At 66.1% G+C, this 16,784-nt stretch carries 15 protein-coding genes; 7 read left to right on the plus strand and 8 right to left on the minus strand.

The genetic code is table 11. The features are described 5' to 3' along the window. Positions 1-68 precede the first annotated feature (68 nt). Both ACQP1T_RS37890 and ACQP1T_RS37895 read right to left on the minus strand, forming a co-directional pair. Entirely contained in the window at positions 69-872 is an 804-nt protein-coding gene (locus tag ACQP1T_RS37890) for a DUF1707 SHOCT-like domain-containing protein (protein ID WP_433757755.1), read from the minus strand. A 6-nt stretch (positions 873-878) separates the two neighbouring features. Next, positions 879-1,964, minus strand: a complete 1,086-nt coding sequence (locus ACQP1T_RS37895) for a DUF1707 SHOCT-like domain-containing protein (RefSeq protein WP_433757756.1) — start codon at positions 1,962-1,964, stop codon at positions 879-881. Positions 1,965-2,123: 159 nt separating this feature from the next. Between ACQP1T_RS37895 and ACQP1T_RS37900 the strand changes: the two genes are divergently transcribed. The 3 genes from ACQP1T_RS37900 (at position 2,124) to ACQP1T_RS37910 (ending at position 7,172) form a co-directional block, all read left to right on the plus strand. Continuing rightward, entirely contained in the window at positions 2,124-2,543 is a 420-nt protein-coding gene (locus tag ACQP1T_RS37900) for a DUF5318 domain-containing protein (RefSeq protein ID WP_169338118.1), read from the plus strand. A 721-nt stretch (positions 2,544-3,264) separates the two neighbouring features. Beyond that, positions 3,265-5,409 carry a transglycosylase domain-containing protein gene (locus tag ACQP1T_RS37905; protein WP_433762533.1) on the plus strand — a complete coding sequence of 715 codons (2,145 nt, stop codon included), beginning with the start codon at positions 3,265-3,267 and terminating at the stop codon, positions 5,407-5,409. 71 nt (positions 5,410-5,480) lie between these two features. Beyond that, positions 5,481-7,172 (plus strand): glycosyltransferase family 87 protein, encoded by a 1,692-nt coding sequence (locus tag ACQP1T_RS37910; protein WP_433762534.1) that lies wholly within the window; start codon positions 5,481-5,483, stop codon positions 7,170-7,172. A 146-nt stretch (positions 7,173-7,318) separates the two neighbouring features. Here ACQP1T_RS37910 and ACQP1T_RS37915 read toward each other — a convergent pair whose 3' ends face one another. After that, positions 7,319-8,935, minus strand: a complete 1,617-nt coding sequence (locus ACQP1T_RS37915) for a TerD family protein (protein ID WP_433757757.1) — start codon at positions 8,933-8,935, stop codon at positions 7,319-7,321. A gap of 33 nt (positions 8,936-8,968) precedes the next feature. Beyond that, entirely contained in the window at positions 8,969-10,363 is a 1,395-nt protein-coding gene (locus ACQP1T_RS37920) for a TerD family protein (RefSeq protein WP_433757758.1), read from the minus strand. A gap of 183 nt (positions 10,364-10,546) precedes the next feature. On the opposite strand from ACQP1T_RS37920, the gene ACQP1T_RS37925 reads away from it, so the two are divergent. From ACQP1T_RS37925 to ACQP1T_RS37940, 4 genes are all read left to right on the plus strand, one after another. Continuing rightward, positions 10,547-11,170, plus strand: coding sequence for an AIM24 family protein (locus ACQP1T_RS37925; RefSeq protein ID WP_433757759.1), 624 nt, complete (start codon positions 10,547-10,549; stop codon positions 11,168-11,170). 11 nt (positions 11,171-11,181) lie between these two features. After that, positions 11,182-11,877, plus strand: a complete 696-nt coding sequence (locus ACQP1T_RS37930) for an AIM24 family protein (protein ID WP_433757760.1) — start codon at positions 11,182-11,184, stop codon at positions 11,875-11,877. Between the two features lie 3 nt (positions 11,878-11,880). Next, positions 11,881-12,648, plus strand: a complete 768-nt coding sequence (locus ACQP1T_RS37935; protein ID WP_433757761.1) for an AIM24 family protein — start codon at positions 11,881-11,883, stop codon at positions 12,646-12,648. A 107-nt stretch (positions 12,649-12,755) separates the two neighbouring features. Then, the gene (locus ACQP1T_RS37940) at positions 12,756-13,478 is read left to right on the plus strand and encodes a hypothetical protein (protein ID WP_433757762.1); all 723 of its coding nucleotides are present in this window, start codon (positions 12,756-12,758) and stop codon (positions 13,476-13,478) included. A gap of 45 nt (positions 13,479-13,523) precedes the next feature. Here the strand turns inward: ACQP1T_RS37940 and ACQP1T_RS37945 are convergent, their stop codons facing one another. The 4 genes from ACQP1T_RS37945 to ACQP1T_RS37960 form a co-directional block, all read right to left on the minus strand. After that, positions 13,524-14,387 carry an LLM class F420-dependent oxidoreductase gene (locus ACQP1T_RS37945; RefSeq protein WP_433757763.1) on the minus strand — a complete coding sequence of 288 codons (864 nt, stop codon included), beginning with the start codon at positions 14,385-14,387 and terminating at the stop codon, positions 13,524-13,526. Further along, positions 14,384-14,740 (minus strand): MerR family transcriptional regulator, encoded by a 357-nt coding sequence (locus ACQP1T_RS37950; RefSeq protein ID WP_433757764.1) that lies wholly within the window; start codon positions 14,738-14,740, stop codon positions 14,384-14,386. The genes ACQP1T_RS37945 and ACQP1T_RS37950 overlap by 4 nt, the downstream gene beginning before the upstream one ends. A 65-nt stretch (positions 14,741-14,805) precedes the next feature. Then, entirely contained in the window at positions 14,806-15,591 is a 786-nt protein-coding gene (locus ACQP1T_RS37955; protein ID WP_433757765.1) for an HAD family hydrolase, read from the minus strand. Between the two features lie 56 nt (positions 15,592-15,647). Next, a complete protein-coding gene (locus ACQP1T_RS37960) occupies positions 15,648-16,757 on the minus strand; it encodes a cysteine protease StiP family protein (protein WP_433762535.1) in 1,110 nt (369 codons plus the stop codon). Positions 16,758-16,784: the final 27 nt, after the last annotated feature.

A 16,784-nucleotide genomic window follows, 5' to 3' on the forward strand; every position in this document is an offset into this window, starting at 1 on the left:
CACCATTCTTCTATGCAGGCAAACGGCGAGAGCGCACCTGCATGAGCGCGTTCTCGAGCAAAGAGCAATCAGGGTGGGAAGACTTGTAGGGGTTCGCCGGTCAGGGTTGCTGTCAGGTAGCCCGTTGCGCCTGCCTGGTTTCTTGCGTAGATCGCGATAGCGGGGTCCGAGTCGGGTCGGGCGCCGGGCGGGTATTCGATCGAGGCGTGCATGACGACGCCGCCCGGTGTCTTGATCGACTGCGGCGCCCCGGCCAGCAGCCCGGTGATGGCACGCAGATCTATGCTCGCGAGATCGAAGGTACGCACATCGGGTTTGCGGCCATTGCTACTGCCGTAATCGTGGAAGTCTCCGTCATAGCGGTATTCGGCGGTCACGGTCGGATTGCCCGCTGCTTGCCGCTCGAAAATCGCATAGCCGGGATACAGGGTGACCTCGTCGATCTTCGTATCACCGAACTCGGCGCGGTATTCGTCGATGAAGTACGCCAAACCGGACCCCGAGGTCAGCGACGGCACATTTTCGGACCAGCCGAACGGCCCCGACCCGCCCGCAGCGCAGCTCGCGATGCCGCCCACCGCGGCGCCGATGACCGCCGCCCCGGCGATGAACGCCACCGGCGCGACCCAACGGCGCGGTCGACGGCGATCGATGCGGATCACCGGGGCATCCACCAGATTCCGTGGCACCTGCAGATCGCCGATGAGCTCGTCCAGCTCACCGAAGGCCTTGGCGCGCATCGCCTTCGCGGTGCGCTCCGCATGTTCGTCATCGGTGAGCTGACCGTCGGCCAACGCCGCGTCGAGCAGACCGCAGACATCTGCTCGATCGGTGTCGCGGGCCCGTATTCCGCCATAGCGCGTCGTCGCCATCAACCGTCACCCTTTGAACGGCCAGGCGCGAACAACCTGCCCCGCCGACGTGAGCAGGAAATACCCGGACTCGTTGAACTGATTGCCCGCGAAGATCCGCACAATCGTGGCCCCCTTCGTAACGCCATAGGAGCCATAGCTGCCGGTGTCGACCCCCACATCCATATGCGTGACAACCCCGTTCGGCACCTTCAGCGCGGTGGGCGCGGTTGCCAGCAAATCGGACAGTGCGGCGACGTCGAGCTGAGCCAGATCGGCGGCGGCCGTATCGGTCTTGCGGCTGACCGCGCCACCGCTCGGCGCGAATCCGCCACGGTAGTCGTAGCGAATCTGCCGATTCGGCTGACCGGGGACGGCGCGCGCGACGGTCGCGAATTCGTCGTACAGGGTCAGCTCGTCGACCTGCAGATCGCCGAACTTCTCCCGGTATTTCGCCAGGAAGTGCGTAATGCCTTCGCGGGTGAGCAGATTCGGCGTCGCCACCACCACCGGTTGCACCGTGCCGAGATCGGGTGCGGCGGCGGCAACCGACGCGGCGTGCGGCGCGTCGGATGTCGCGGCGCCACTGGTCAGCGTGAAAGCGCCGACGGCGGCGCACACCGAAGCCGCGGTGACACCGATCACATGCCAGCGTCGGCGGTTCGATCGGGGCGGCGTCGGCGGCGCTGGCGCATCGCTCGGCCGTTGCAGGTCGTCGACCAGGTCGGCCAGGTCGCCGAGCGTCTTTGCCCCCTGCGCCAATTCACTGAGGGTCTGATGCTCCTCTTCGGTGAGCTGACCGTCGCGACGGGCGCTGTCGAGCAGTTCGCCGGTTGTGGCGCGATCGGTGTCGCGGGCCCGAGTGCGACCCGGGTAACTCCCGGTAGACGCAGTGCGACGCAACGGATTTCGCGTCGGCGCTGTCGTCATCAGATCGCGCACCGCCGTCGGCGATTGCAGATCGCCCACCAGACCGGCGAGCTCACCGACGGTCTTCGCGGCCTGCGCCTGCGCCGTACGGTCGCGATATTCATCGGCGCCGAGCTGCCCTTCGGCGTAGGCCGCATCCAGCACACTGAACGCGTTGGCACGGTCGAGGTCACGCGCGCGCATACGTCCGGATGCTGCCGTCGACCGCCCGGATGTAGCGGGGGACACGGGAAAATCGTAATCCGTCGACGTCGATAACGTCCCAGTTCAACAATGAATACCGGTCGGTCGAACCCGCACGGCCCAGCGCGGCCCGCGCCCGGCCCCGCTACTCTGGTTCTCGTGCGAATTCAGCGACAGGTGGTCGACTACGCCCTCAAGCGTCGGTCGCTGCTCGCTGACGTCTATGCGGGCCGTGTCGATGTCGCCGAGGTTTGTGATGCCAATCCCTACCTCTTACGTGCGGCGAAGTTCCACGGTCGGGGGAGCGAGGTCACATGCCCGATCTGCCGGAAAGAGCAATTGACGCTCGTATCCTGGGTCTACGGCGACGGCCTCGGCCCGATGGCAGGATCGGCTCGCACACCGGAGGAATTGATACGCCTCGCCGAGACTCGCGAGGAGTTCTCGGTCCATGTCGTCGAGGTATGCCGGAGCTGCAGCTGGAATCATCTGGTGCAGTCCTATGTGCTCGGTACCGCTCCGTCGCCGACCCGGCGGCGCACGGGCACCAGGGCCAACCGGCGCACCGCAGCCGAATGATGTGCCAGGTCATCTGCCCGTCGGGTGACACGCGGAGCCTCGACGCGTCCGCCGCGGCGATAATCGCCGCACCGCACCCCGCAGACCAATACGAGTTATGGAGATCTTGTCAGTGAATTCGCCCTACGAGACTTCCCCCTACGGCGATGAACCGCACGGCGGCCGCACTCAGCGAAGTTCACCACAGCCTCCGAACCCGTATCCCGGTCAGCGACCGGCCGGTCCGCCACCGGGTCGGCCCGGTCCAGGTGGTCCGCGGCCGCCGCAGGGTGGGTATCCCGGTGAGCCGCGTGGTCCACAGCCGCCGCGTCGGCCGGTCCCGCCGCCACAGGGACGTCCGCCACAGGGCAGGCCACTACCCGATAACGCCCCGCCCGGTGCGCAGTCCACGCAGAAGATCGAGCGCCCGAATCGGCAGCCCGGTTCGCTGACCGACGCAGAACGCAACCGCCGCACGGCCCCGCCCACCGGTCCCCGACCGGCCAGCCCGCGGCCCGGCCAGGATCGCCCCGGTCAGGATCGCCCCGGTGCCCGGCGGCCCAATGGCGCCGGACCCAGCACCGGGGAGCGCCGCGCGACCGCGGGCGCGCCGCCCTCGGGACCGCCACCGCGCCGCGGTGGCGGTAGCGGTGGTCCGGGCGGATCGGGCGGTCGTCGTCCCGGTGCGAAGAAGAAGTCGCCGTGGCGGATCGTGCGCCGGGTCATCTACGTCCTGCTAGCCCTGTCCATCATTTTGCCGAGCACGGTATTCCTGATCGCCTACACCACGGTTTCGGTACCCCAGCCGGGTGACCTCAAAACCAACCAGGTCGCGAATATCCTCGCCAGCGACGGCACCACGGTGATCAGCAAGGTGGTACCGCCGGAGGGCAACCGCACCGACGTCACCATCGACCAGATTCCGCCGCATGTGCGCAATGCCGTGATCGCGGCCGAGGACCGGGACTTCTACACGAACCCGGGCTTCTCGGTGTCCGGCTTCATGCGCGCGGCCCGGGATCAGGCCCTCAACAGGGAGAGCGCGGGCGGTGGCTCGACCATTACCCAGCAGTACGTGAAGAACGCGCTCGTCGGTGACGAACACTCGCTGAACCGCAAGATGCACGAGCTGGTCATCTCGGCGAAGATGGCGCGCCAGTGGAGCAAGGACGAAATCCTCGCCGCCTACCTCAACACCATCTACTTCGGTCGTGGCGCGTACGGCATCGATGCCGCCGCCAAGGCCTACTTCGCCAAGCCGGTCTCGGAGCTCACCGTGGCCGAGGGCGCCGTGCTCGCCGCCACCATCCAGCAGCCCTCCGGCCTGGATCCGGAGAAGAATCCCGAGGGCGCCAAGTTCCGCTGGAACTATGTGCTCGACGGCATGGTCTCCGGCGGCAATCTGAAGCCCGAAGAGCGCCAGGCCCAGCAGTTCCCCCAGGTAGCCCCGGTGTCCTCGACCAAGGACAAGGGCCTGGACGCCGGGCCGGAGGGTCTGATCAAGACCCAGGTGCTCAAGGAGTTGGCGGCCGCGGGCATCAGCGAACAGCAGCTCAATACCGCTGGCCTCTCGATCACCACGACGATCGATCCGAAGGCCCAGCAGGCCGCCGTCGACGCCGCGCAGAAGAAGATGCAGGGCGAACCGGAAAAGCTGCGCGCCGCAGTGGTTTCGGTGGATCCGAAGACCGGTGCGGTGCGCGCCTACTACGGCGGCGACGACGGTCAGGGCTACGACTTCGCCAATGCCGGTCTGCAGCCGGGATCCTCGTTCAAGGTCTTCGGTCTCGCGGCGAACCTGGAGCTCGGCAAACCACTGTCGGAAATGTACGACAGTTCGCCGATCACCGTGAACGGCATCAAGATCACGAATGTGGAAGGCGAACAGTGCGGCACCTGCACCATCGCCGAGGCACTCAAGCGCTCGCTGAACACCAGCTTCTACCGCATGGAGCTGGATATGCAGAACGGTCCGCAGAAAATCGCCGATATGGCGCACAAGCTCGGCATTCCGGAGACCATTCCGGGCGTCGGCAAGAGCCTGGTCGAGCCGGACGGTTCGCCGCCGAACAACGGCATCGTGCTCGGTCAGTACCAGGCCAGGGTGCTGGATATGGCCTCGGCCTACGCGACGCTGGCCGCCTCCGGCGTCTACCACGCACCGCACTTCGTCACCAAGGTGACGACCGCAGACGGGCAGGTGCTGCTCGACCGCGGTGATGTCGCCGGTGAACAGCGGGTCGCGGCGGCGGTCGCCGACAACGTGACCGACGCGATGAAGCCGATCGCCGCGTGGTCGCGCAACCACAACCTGGCCAACGGCCGCGAATCCGCGACCAAGACCGGTACCGCCCAGCTCGGCGACACCGGCGAGAACAAGGACGCATGGATGGTCGGCTACACGCCTTCGCTGTCCACCGCGGTGTGGGTCGGCTCCATCGACAACTCGGCACTGCGCAATTACAGCGGCGGCATGGTCTACGGTTCCGGTCTGCCCTCGGATATCTGGAAGGCCACCATGGACGGCGCTCTGGACGGCACCGCCAAGGAAACCTTCCCGAAGCCCGCCCCGATCAAGGGCCAGGCCGGTGTGCCCGCATGGTCCGCACCGTTCACCCCGCCGTCGACCACGGAATCGCCGCTGGTGCCGCCGATTCAGATCGTCCCGAACACCATCGATACCCCGTTCGGTCCGATCCAGATCCCCGGTGTGCAACCGCAGACGCAGCAGCGCCAACCGCAACAGCAACAGCAGCAGGCGGAGTCGACGCCGCTACCGGGGCAGCCGACCGCGAACCCCGACGGATCGATGCCCTCGGCCACCGGGTCACCACAATCCGGCGGCACCGCGAACGGCAACGGCAGCCAGCCGACACGCACCCGGTAGCCTCGGGTGCCGTGACCGAACCGCAACTCGTGGACAAGCGGACGAACGCAAGCGCGCCGCGGACCGACGGGATGCCGTCCGGTGCAACGCAGTCCGGCGGCGGCGCGACGCATTATGTCGCGCCCGCCCCGCTGGCACCGGATCTGCGCTCGGCCGACGGCCGAGATCGGCCGAGCCGCAATGATTCGCTGACCGCGCAGCTGAGCACGGTCATCGGCGGGCCGGTCGGTGACCATGCGCTCATCGGCCGGGTCCGGTTCTGGACGCCGATGCGGGTGTTGCTCGCCCTCGCGCTGGTCTTCCTCGCGCTCGGCTGGACGAGCAAGGCGCCGTGCATCCAGCAGACGAAGGCGTCCGACGGTTCGCTCACCCTCGACTGGAACAACGGCCGCCAGTACACCGCCATGTGCTACTCGGATACCGTGCCGCTCTACGGTGCGGAACGACTGAACGAGGGCGCCTTCCCGTACAAGAAGGAATGGACCGAGCAGACCCCGGACGGCGGCCGGGAGACCAGGTACATGGAGTATCCGGTGCTGTCCGGGCTCTATCAGTACGCGTCGATGCAGGTCGCCAAGACCTGGGATGCCGCGCCGCTGCCGGGTGCGCTGCAGGTGGTGATCTACTTCAATGTGGTCGCGGTCGGTCTGGCCATCGCCTGGTTGGTCACGGTGTGGGCCTCGGCGCAACTGGCGGGCCGGCGGATCTGGGATGCCGCGCTGGTCGCCTGTTCACCGCTGGTGATCGTGCACGCGTTCACCAATTTCGACGCGCTGGCAACGGCTTTCGCCGCCACCGGCCTGCTCGCTTGGGCCCGGCGGCGACCGTTGCTCGCGGGCCTGCTGCTCGGACTCGGCGGTGCGGCCAAGCTCTATCCGCTGCTGCTACTCGGACCGATCGTGGTGTTGTCTCTGCGCGCCGACCCACTGCAGCGGGTGCCGAGCGCCCGGCTCGGACTGCGGTTGAGCGATATCAACAGCTGGCGCACCGCGATGACCTGGCTGCGCGAAACCCCGTATCGCACACAGTTTCTCAGCGCCCGGCCGCTCGGCGCGGCCGCGTTGACCGTCGCGGCCGCGGCGGGTACCTGGCTGGTGGTGAATCTGCCGATCGCACTGCTGTATCCCGATGGCTGGCGAGAGTTCTTCCGGCTCAACACCACTCGGCATGCCGATCCGGATTCCATCTACAACGTCATCACGTCGTTCACCGGCTGGGCCGGATTCGACGGCGAGATCGGACATGCCGAACAGCCGACCATCCTGAACCTGGTGTCGCTGCTGGTATTCGTCGCCGCGTGTGCGGCGATCGCCTATATCGCATTCACCGCCCCGCGCCGACCGCGCCTGGCCCAGCTGTGCTTCCTGGTGGTCGCCGCCTTCCTGATCACCAATAAGGTGTGGAGCCCGCAGTATTCGCTGTGGCTGGTGCCGCTGGCGGTGCTGGCGCTGCCGCATCGCCGAATTCTGTTGGCCTGGATGACCATCGACGCGCTGGTCTGGGTGCCGCGAATGTTCTACTACCTCGGCCTGGACCGCAAGGGTCTGCCCGAGCAGTGGTTCACCGGCACCGTCCTGCTGCGCGATATCGCCGTACTCGCGCTGTGCGCCTTGATCATTCGGCAGATCTACCGACCGGAGGAGGATCTGGTCCGGCGCGATTTCGTCGACGATCCGCTCGGCGGCGTCGTCGATCGCGCGCCGGACCCGCTGCTGCCCTGGCTGCCGGAGCCGCTGCGGCCCAGGGCCGCGCTCGGTCGCTAGTGCCGTGCCCAGATAGCGCCCGGGTTCCGTCGAACGTAGTCGAATGGTGGTCGCCCACATCGCATTCGACCGCCATGTCACTACGCTCGGCGAGCTGCCGCGGGCAGCAGCAATCCGGACGCGACACCAGCGACTAGTTCGAGGGGTCAGCTGGTGCGCAGGAAGCGTGCCTGCCTGGCTGGTTCCCGCGGCAGCAGATCCAGATCCAGCTGCCACGCGCTGCCGGTCCACGGATCGAACAGCGGAGTGCCGTCCACCGTCGGCAGATGACGGCAGGACTGGGACAGCAGCGCCACTGTGCCGTCGCTGGACTCGGATTCGTCGGTGCCGACGATCACCGTGGACAGCCCGATCAGATCGCCGCGCACCAGCAGTGTCGCGATGCGCTGGGCGTCCGCACTCTGGTATCCGTGTGGGAAGTCCGCGGCGAGCAGCACCCTGTGCTCAGTCGGCGGGGTGAAATTCCCAGTGGAATAAGCCAATTCGGCCAGATCGGCGGCCTCGACCAGGGTCTGCAGCCGCGCCGAGATATCACCGAAATCGGTGACCGGCGGACCATTCAGCACCGGGGTCAGCGGACCGACGAGCTGGCTGAACGCGCCGGTCAGATCGATCATGTCGACCAGGGTGCGCCGACCGGGATCGGCCGCGAGCAGCCGCGCGAGCACCGCACCGACGACCGGGGTCGCCGCGGCAGATGATTCGGTATCGATCCACAGCGGCCGGGTCAGCGGCACCGGGACACAGTACGGAATGCGTAGCGGCCCACGCTCGTTCGCGTAGAGCTCGCCCAGTCGAATGCCGTCGCTCGGCGTCGGCGCACCGTCCCAGGCTGGCGAATCCCAGGACGCCAGTGACGGCGGCAGTTGCCGATCGGCGTCGGCGAGTTCGCGCATGAGCGCCTCGCTGTCGCGCAGGTGATTACCCTCCGCGATGGCGATCAGATTGTCACAGCGACGCTGTGCGGCCTGCCTGGCCTCCTCGGCGGCCGGGGTGTTCCTGGTCGCCGGATCCGAAACCGCCGCGGACAGTTCCTGATCCAGCCGCTGCATGGCGTAATCGCGCGCGGAGATGAGCGCGGCGGCCGAGCGCGCGGCATCCTCGAAGATCATCCACAGGCGTTCGAGTCCGTGTGCGACCTCGAGCGGCGCCGGGCCGGCGGCTCGGGAGTCGCCGGGTCCGCTGATGGTGTCCTGACCGCTGGCCCGACCCGGATTGCCGACCGGTTCGGCGCCCCGCAGATCGGCCGCACTGTGCTGCCCGGACTGCGACGGCGCCGGTTCGTCGACCTCGACGCCGTGCGCGGTGAGCAGCACGGCGAGCCCACCGGCATAGCCCTGACCGACCGCGCGCAACTTCCACTCGGTTCCGCGCCGATACACCTCGAGGCAGATCAGCGCGGTCTCCCCAGCGGACGGATTGATCGCGAATTCCGCTGTAGCGACATCGTTTACGGCGAGTTCCGCGGTGACCGCGCCGAGTCCGCCCGGCTGCCCGGGTGCGGCCGGATCCGCGCTGACAACCAGTAGCACCGCTTTGGCGTCGGCGCGCACCTCGGCGAGCCGGACGGTGACGCCGCCCTCGGACAGCGTCACCCCCGCGGTCTCGGTCTGGTTGTAGAACACGAAATCGCCGGTATCGAAGACCCGCAGGTTCTCCGCCACCACGAGCGCCGAAACATCCAGGGCAGCCCCGGCTTTCGCGCTGAATCGAACGATATCGCCGGTCAGCAGCATATTTTGACCGGCCTTCAGCTGAATCACGTTGTCCGCCCCGTTATTTCGTGCAGTTGTCGCTCAATTACCCAGGAACCGGCCCAGCTGTGGCACCGCTTCACCGGGGTGTTTGGCCTGGATGCCCTCGCCGAGCGCCTGCAGCTTCCAATCGTTGCCGACCCGGAACACCTTTGCCATCGCCATCCCGGTGAACGGCATACCACCGGCGAGGGTATACCTGGCCAGTTCGGCATTGTTGGCGCCATCGACCAAGCGGCAGAACGCATTCTGGACTTGTTCGAAGGTGTGGCCCTTATAGGAGGTCACGACGAACAACAGCGCGCTGACGTGCGCCGGGATGCGGGTCAGGTCGACCAGGATCACCTCGTCGTCGCCCTCGCCCTCACCGGTGAGGTTGTCACCCTGGTGCCGGATCGAGCCGTCCTTGGAGGTCAGCTGGCCGTAGTAGGCGACATCCACCACGTTCATATCGGCGAACATCACCACCGACGCGTCGAGGTCGATATCGACGGTCCGGTTGCCGAACATGCCGCGGCTGCGCACCGGGTCCCAGCCCAGACCCATCTTCACGAAGGTCAGTGCGGTGCCGCCCTCCTTGCGCAGGGTGACCCGCTGGCCCTTGACCAGGCTGACCGGGCGATCCTTGCTCAGGCTGATCTCGCCGGCCGGCTGCTGCTGCGCGGCGGGCTGAGCGGGCGGCGGATAGCCCTGGCCCGGTCCGGGCTGGCCGGGCGCGGGCGGCGGGTAACCACCGGGAGCGGGCGGGGGCGGGTAGCCCTGACCGGGTGGCGGATAGCCGGTCCCGCCTTGCGGATAGGCCTGCTGTGTCGGCGGATACTGCGGCTGCTGCTGCGTCGGGTACGCGGGCTGCTGCGTCGGGTACGCGGGCTGCGGCGGCGGTTGGGCGGGCTGGTAGGCCGGTGGCGGCGGGACCTGCGTCGCGGCCGGAGACTCGTCGACGGTGACGCCGTGATCGGTGACCAGCGCCGCGAAACCACCCGCGTATCCCTGGCCGACCGCGCGCACCTTCCACTCGCTCTGCCGCCGGTACAGCTCGAGCGCGATCACGATCGACTCGGTGTTCAAACCGTCGATGCGGTACTCGTACAGCTGATTACCCGCCGAATCCGACACGATCGCCGTCGGCGCGGGAAACCGGCCGAAGTTACTGGTCGCGTCGTCCAGGGTGATCACCGCGCGGATCTGCGCGATATCCGCGGGCACCGCATTCAGCGAGACCGCCAGCGACGCGGGCTGCCCGGCCGGTGCGGGCTGCAGATTCACCCCGGGGCCATTGGGCTGGTTGAAGAAGACGAAGTCCGCGTCGGAACGGACCTTCCCCGACTCGGTGACCAGTAGCGCGGACAGATCCGCGGGTGCGGTCAACTGGATGGAGATCACCACGTCATTGGCGGCCAATGGGCCATTCTGACCCTTGGCGAGTGTTGCGGACAAGTTCGACCCTTCGCTTGTCGGTGCGTACGGTGCCACTCTACGAGAAAGGTGCCGCATACGATTCGAACTAACCGTCGCGGTGGCCCATACGGGTACTCCAAGATCGGTTAGGGTGGCGAAACGCGGTCGGAATGGCGGGCGATATACCCGTGTTCCCTCTACCAGACAGCAGGCAAACTCCCTATGGCGCAACTGTTCGAGCAGTCGAAAAAGGTGATCGAGGCACACCTCGCCGGATCGAGTATCCGCGCGATTTCCGGCTCGATGGTCGCCTACGAAGGAAATGTGCAGTTCAAATCCGCCGGTTTCGGCGGCGGCGACGGCGTACTCGCCGGGCTCAAGCGGCGTGCCACCGGCGAGAAACTGTCGCTGATGGAATGCAGCGGCAACGGCCGGGTCTTCTTCGCGGTCAACGGTCAGCACGTCACCGTGGTGAACCTGAACAACGAGACGCTGCAGATCGAATCGCAACAGCTGCTGTGCTTCGCCGGAAACCTGCGCACGGATGTACGTTTCGCCGGTCTGCGCGGCGCGTCCTCGGGTGCCGGTCTGTTCACTACCACGGTGACCGGACAGGGACAGGTGGCACTGCTCTCGGCGGGCGGTCCGCTGATCCACCTGGAGGTTTCGCCGCAGTATCCGCTGATCGTGGATCCGGATGCCTTCGTGGCCTGCCGGGGCAACCTCAATCAGTCGTTCGTGACCGATGTTTCGTGGCGCACCTTCGTCGGCCAGGATGCCGGAGAGGCGTTCTCGCTGCGCTTCGACGGTCAGGGCCTGGTGTTGATCCAACCGGCGGAACGGTAAGGGGACCAGCGATGTTCGAGAAGGTCAACGGCAAGGTCGTCAAGGTGAACGTCGGGATGGCGGGCGGCGTGGTCGCGCGCAACGGCGCGATGCTGTTCTACACCGGCGATATTTCCTTTGCGCCGCATCAGATTCCGGGCGCCGCCCCCGGCATGGGTGGTGGCGGCATCATGCGGATGGCGGGTCGGATGATGGCCGGTGAGCACGAGCGCACCATGCTGGCCACCGGTAATGGCGAGGTGCACTACGGGTTCGCCGGGCTGGAAGTGCATGTGGTGCAGATGCAGCCGGGCGCTGTGCTGCGCGTCGAAGCTTCGCGACTGCTGGCCAGTACCGCCGCGCTGCAGAGTTCGATTGTGTCCGTTATGAGTTCGGGCGGTGGTGGTGGTGGTGGGCTGATGGGTGCGTTGCGCGGCGCGGCAAGTGGTGCGCTGACCGGTCAGGGCATGTTCACCACGCAGCTGTCCGGACAGGGCGCCGCGGTGCTGCTGGCGCACGGCGGATTCCTGGAACTCCAGGTGGGCGGCCCGAATCCGATCGTGGTCGACCCGCAAGCCTTCGTCGCCGCCTACGGCAATGTGCAGACCGAGTTGAAGACGGCGTTGAGCTGGCGCGATGCGGTGGGTCGCGGTTCCGGCGAGGCGATGCAATTGCATTGCGTCGGACAGGGTGTCGTTTACGTGCAGGCCTCGGAAGAGAAGTTGTGAGCCATGACCGATATTTTGAATCCGCTGAATCTCGGTGAGAGCGACAACCTTCCGGGCAACAGCTACGCCTATTGCATCGACCTGAACAAGCCGTGGTTCATGCGCAAGGGCGCGATGATCGCCTACTACGGCGATATGCGATTCCAGATGCTCACCCACGGATTGCAGGGTGGGCTGCTGCATATGGTCTCGCAGCAGTTCTCCGCACCGATGTTCACCGGCGACTATGTGATCGCCGAGGGCCACGGCAAGCTGATCATCGGCGACCGCGGTTACGACATCAATTCCTATGACCTCGAAGACAACGGCAACCTCACCATCCGCGCCGCCAATCTGCTCGCCTTCGAGCCGGGATTGTCGCTGAATCAGTCCATCGTTCCCGGATTTCTCACCCTCATCGGCACCGGCAAGTTCCTGGCCTCCTCCAATGGCCCGGTCATGTTCGCCGAACCGCCGCTGCGCGTCGATCCGGAAGCCCTTGTCGGCTGGGCGGATTGCCCATCCCCAAGCCACCACTACGACCAGCGCTGGGTCTCCAGCTTCCTGGCCGCCGGTGCGGCCCGCTTCGGGGTGAACTCCGGTGAGGAGCGCCAGTTCGACTTCACCGGCGCCGGAACGGTTCTCATCCAATCCAGTGAGAAGATCCTCAGCGATTCCGCACTGGTCCGCACCATCGAGGGGCAATTGCAGAGCGGTATGACCGTCGGCGGCCTACAGCGATTGCAGGGCGTCATCGCCCAGCAATTGGGTGCTCAGCAGCAAACTTATTGAACCGGATGACCTGACGATCATCCCCGGGGTCCTACCTTCGGCGGACTCGGCATGCCCGGACCGGCGAATAGCTTTCCCAACAGCAGGCATAGTGTTGGGAGGCACTCATGAGTATCGGACTCGTGATCGCGATCGTCGCGGTCATCGCGCTGGTGGTGAAGCGGTTCTACGGCGAACCGATGAACGCCCGCGATACCTTCGGACCCCCGGTCATCCTGTTGGCGATCGGCGTCTACAGCGTCAGCAAGGTCACCGATCTCAACGGAACCGATATCACCTGGCTGATAATCGGCGGCGCTGTCGGCCTCGCCTTCGGCGCGCTGCGCGGCACCACCATCGGCATCTTCACCCGCGACGGTCACCTGTGGCAGCGCTATACCGTGCGCACCGTGATCGTCTGGGCCGTCTCGATGTTCGCGGGTTTCGTCATCAGTGCTCTCGGCACGACCATGGGCATGCACCACGACGCTCGCCCCACCACTTTGTCCATCGGCATCAGCATGGTCGGCGAAATGTGCACGCTCGGATTGCGTGCTCTGTCCACCGGAGTCCCATTCGCCCCCGACAAGGCATCCTCCAGCTCCCTACTCGACCGCTTCGCACCGCCAGCATCCGCGCCGATGAATCCCCTGTACCCGCGCCCGAACCGCCCCGAGACGGAGGACCATCCCCCGGTACCGAATCATCGGTATCCCAACCAGTCTCACCCCGAAATCAACGCCGCGCCGTACCCATCGGCATCAACCCATCCCCACCAGCCGCCGCGACTCGACCACTCCCCGACCTTGCGCGAGGCCCTCGACTGGCTCAACCGCACCCGCCACCGCTGACCTCGCTACCATCACGCGAAGGCGAGGGACTGTCGGGGTGGCCCGTCACGGCTTCGACGTCAATCCGAAACGCGCTGCGAAAGCTGACATTTCGTCGAACTGCACCGCCTGATCGGTGGCGGTAGCGCCGACAATTATCCGGGTCACGCCTTGTGCGGCGAATCCGTCGACCCGATCCTGCGGCATATCGATCGATCCCCATCGGGTGTATTCCAGTGCGGCCGGATCTCGACCCGCCGCGACGGCGGTGGACCTGGCGAGATCCCACTGTTCCGCACGTTCTGCGGGCATCAGCATCCCACCCGCGAAATACCCATCGCCACGTCGTCCCACCCGCTTCGCGGCGGCCCGACTCGATCCGCCGATATGGATCGGCAACTGTGCTCCGCCATGGGGTTTCGGGAATACGCACAGCTTCTCGAACGAGAAGAATTCGCCGTGGTAGTCGACACCATCCGCACCACCGGCCCACAGCAGGCGCAGCACATCGATCGCCTCATCGGCCCGACGGCCGCGGGATGCGAAGTCCACCCCCACCGCGGCGGCCTCACCCGGCAAGGTGCCGAGTCCCACTGTCAGCAGCCGCATTCGGCCCTTGGACAGCAGGTCGATGGTCGCGAGCCGCTTGGCGAGCACCACCGGATGCCGATACGGCAGCAGCAGCACGCCGGTGCCCAACAGGATTCGCTCCGTGGCCGCGGCGATGTAACTCAAGCAATCCAGCGGATCCGGAAACGGCGTTGTCGGTGGCATTTCGTACGCTCCGATCGCCGCACCCGGATAGAGCGCAATATGATCCGGCAAGAGGATCGACTCGAAACCGCACGCCTCCGCATGTTTCGCGAATGCCATCAGCCGGTCCGGATCCGTACCGTAATACGGTGTGCTGTAATTGATTCCGAATTTCATCGGGACACCGCCGCCACGTCGAGCTGTGCGCGCAATTGCGCGCGCACCGCATGCAACCGATCGATCGCCGCCTCGACTTCGTCGAGTTTGCGCTGCAGCGTCGCCACCGAATCCGGGCAGACATCCCCTGAGGTATTCCCGGCACGAATACAGGCGACGAACGGGCGGATATCGTCGAGATCGAAGCCTACGTCGAGCAGCCGCCGGATCTTGTCGACGACCTGCAGCTCCGACTCGTCATAGACGCGATACCCGTTGGTCGAGCGCCGCGCCCGCACCAAGCCGTGCTCCTCGTAGTAGCGCAGCGTCCTGGTACTCGTCCCGACGCGCTCGGCAAGCTCACCGATCAGCATTCGACCTCCTTCACGACCCGTCGGTGCAACGCTAAACCTTGTCGCCGGTGTCAAGGCAAGGGTCGCTACGTGGCTTCCGGTGCGGCCTTGATGAACCAGTTGATGATCTCCTCGCCCGCGAGAATGCCGGAGGCGCGGGTGATGGTGAGGTTGGGGTGGGTCCAGTTGAGTTGTTCGAGTTCGCCGTGGCGCGGGCGGATGGCGGAGTCCGCGGTGCGCAGCATTTCGGCGTCCAGCGCACCGTCACCTGCGGCGAGCGTCATGGCCGCGGCGGTGAGTTCACCGTTTTCGACCAGGCGGCGACGGACTTCGCGCACCGCATGACTTTTACAGACCACCATGGGCATCGTGTAGATCTTGCGGCCCTGCTGGGAGGCCGACCAGCCGCGCGGGCGGCACCAGGCATCCCATTCGGCGAGGAAACCGTCGGGGACTTCCTTCGGTTTGACCACCAGGTAGCTGAACAGATGATCGGCGACCCGGAATTTGGTGACCCAGGAATCATCGATCCGCGCGCGCAGTTCGGTATTCACCTCCGACAGCGTCGCGCCACTCGCCCGCATCTGCGCGTCGATATCGATGCGCCAGCGCATATCCGGCACGCCGTCGACCAGGATGTTCCCGCCGTTGCTTGTGATCGCGTATCGCCAGGGAGCACCGGGCAATTGGATACGTTCGAACTGCTTGATGGTCCGAGTGGTGGTGGGGATGACGGCGGCGGGTTCGGTCAGGGTCTGCATTCGCAGAGCGGCGGTGGTTGTCATGAACGACAGCGGCGCGCCTTCGAGGTGCTCCACACAAACCGTCGGCACGTCGGCGGTGGCGTGGAAGGCGTTGCGCGAGTAGATCATCGTTCGGTCTAGATCGGTAGCAATCAGAGCGTGTCTTCGTAGTTTTCGCAAATGCATTACTGCTGTACGTCCTTGATCAATCCCATGCACGAATAGGCCAGGTCGGGTACGACCTCGACCGGAACGCCGCGGGCCGCGGCGAGCAGACGGATATGCGCGTGTTCCGGTGCGTCCGCCGCACGCACCAGCACCCGCCACGGCAGCCGCCGCAGCAATACCCGAGTCGTCTCGCCGACACCGGGTTTCACGAAATTCACGCCGGCAACGCCGTATTCCTCGCGCACCTTGTCGACCGAGGCCCAGCCGGTCCAGGTCGGTGTCCGGTCGTCGGCGCGCACGGCGGCCAGTTCGGCGGGCACGCGATCCCGGATGGCGTCGAAGGCGGCGGTCACGGTGTCGAGCAGGCGACCGGAGACATCGTCGGCCGCCAGTTCGCGATAGAACTTCGCACCGTGGAAGTCACCGGGACCGATCAGCGTGTCATTGAGCACGGTTCGCGAAATAAGCCCGGACACTGTGGAATTCAGGCAGGCGGAGGCGATCAGGAAATCGTCTCGGGTGCCGTAGGTGCGCACGCAATGTCCCGGATCGGCGAGCACGGCGAGCTCATCATTGAACCGGGCGCCGCCCGCGGCGTGATAGGCGTCCAGCGCTTCGGTGAGTTCGCGCGTGATCGCGCCCTTGCCGGTCCAACCGTCGACGAACACGATAGTGGCCGGATCATGGTGCCGAGCAAGATAATCCAGTGCGACGGAGTCGATTCCACGATCGCGGACAATAGATACCGCGTAGTGCGGCACATCGAGACTTCGAGACCGCAGCCAACGCCGCATGAGAATTCCGATCGGCGTACCCGCCCGCGCCAGCGAAACCAGCACGATATCGGTACCGCGTTCGGCGACAACGAGTTCCGATACCGTCGCGACGGCGAGCGCGAGCCGCTCGGCGCTCTCGGCCAATACCTCCTCGAACAGCGAGCGGTATGCGGCATCGGGCTGATATTCGATCGGCAGCGATTCCGCGTAATGCGCGGCACCGGACTGGATCCGGCGTTCGCGCTCGGCCACATCGGCCTCGAGGTCGACCTCGGACAGGTCCTTCAGCAGCCAGGAAACCTCCTCGGCCGCATACGATCCGAAGGCCGGACCGTACAGCGGAACAGGCAGCTCCAATGCCGATTGCGCGGAGATATT

The sequence above is a fragment of the Nocardia sp. CA-135398 genome, from assembly GCF_050955845.1.
Classification (GTDB): Bacteria; Actinomycetota; Actinomycetes; order Mycobacteriales; family Mycobacteriaceae; genus Nocardia.

What these genes read in the sequence shown, in the direction of transcription:
- ACQP1T_RS37895 (WP_433757756.1), bottom strand. Translation starts at nt 1,964, where the DNA reads ATGCGCGCGCGTGACCTCGACCGTGCCAACGCGTTCAGTGTGCTGGAT.
- ACQP1T_RS37930 (WP_433757760.1), top strand. Translation starts at nt 11,182, where the DNA reads ATGTTCGAGAAGGTCAACGGCAAGGTCGTCAAGGTGAACGTCGGGATG.
- ACQP1T_RS37935 (WP_433757761.1), top strand. Translation starts at nt 11,881, where the DNA reads ATGACCGATATTTTGAATCCGCTGAATCTCGGTGAGAGCGACAACCTT.
- ACQP1T_RS37890 (WP_433757755.1), bottom strand. Translation starts at nt 872, where the DNA reads ATGGCGACGACGCGCTATGGCGGAATACGGGCCCGCGACACCGATCGA.
- ACQP1T_RS37955 (WP_433757765.1), bottom strand. Translation starts at nt 15,591, where the DNA reads ATGATCTACTCGCGCAACGCCTTCCACGCCACCGCCGACGTGCCGACG.
- ACQP1T_RS37940 (WP_433757762.1), top strand. Translation starts at nt 12,756, where the DNA reads ATGAGTATCGGACTCGTGATCGCGATCGTCGCGGTCATCGCGCTGGTG.
- ACQP1T_RS37925 (WP_433757759.1), top strand. Translation starts at nt 10,547, where the DNA reads ATGGCGCAACTGTTCGAGCAGTCGAAAAAGGTGATCGAGGCACACCTC.
- ACQP1T_RS37950 (WP_433757764.1), bottom strand. Translation starts at nt 14,740, where the DNA reads ATGCTGATCGGTGAGCTTGCCGAGCGCGTCGGGACGAGTACCAGGACG.
- ACQP1T_RS37945 (WP_433757763.1), bottom strand. Translation starts at nt 14,387, where the DNA reads ATGAAATTCGGAATCAATTACAGCACACCGTATTACGGTACGGATCCG.
- ACQP1T_RS37910 (WP_433762534.1), top strand. Translation starts at nt 5,481, where the DNA reads ATGCCGTCCGGTGCAACGCAGTCCGGCGGCGGCGCGACGCATTATGTC.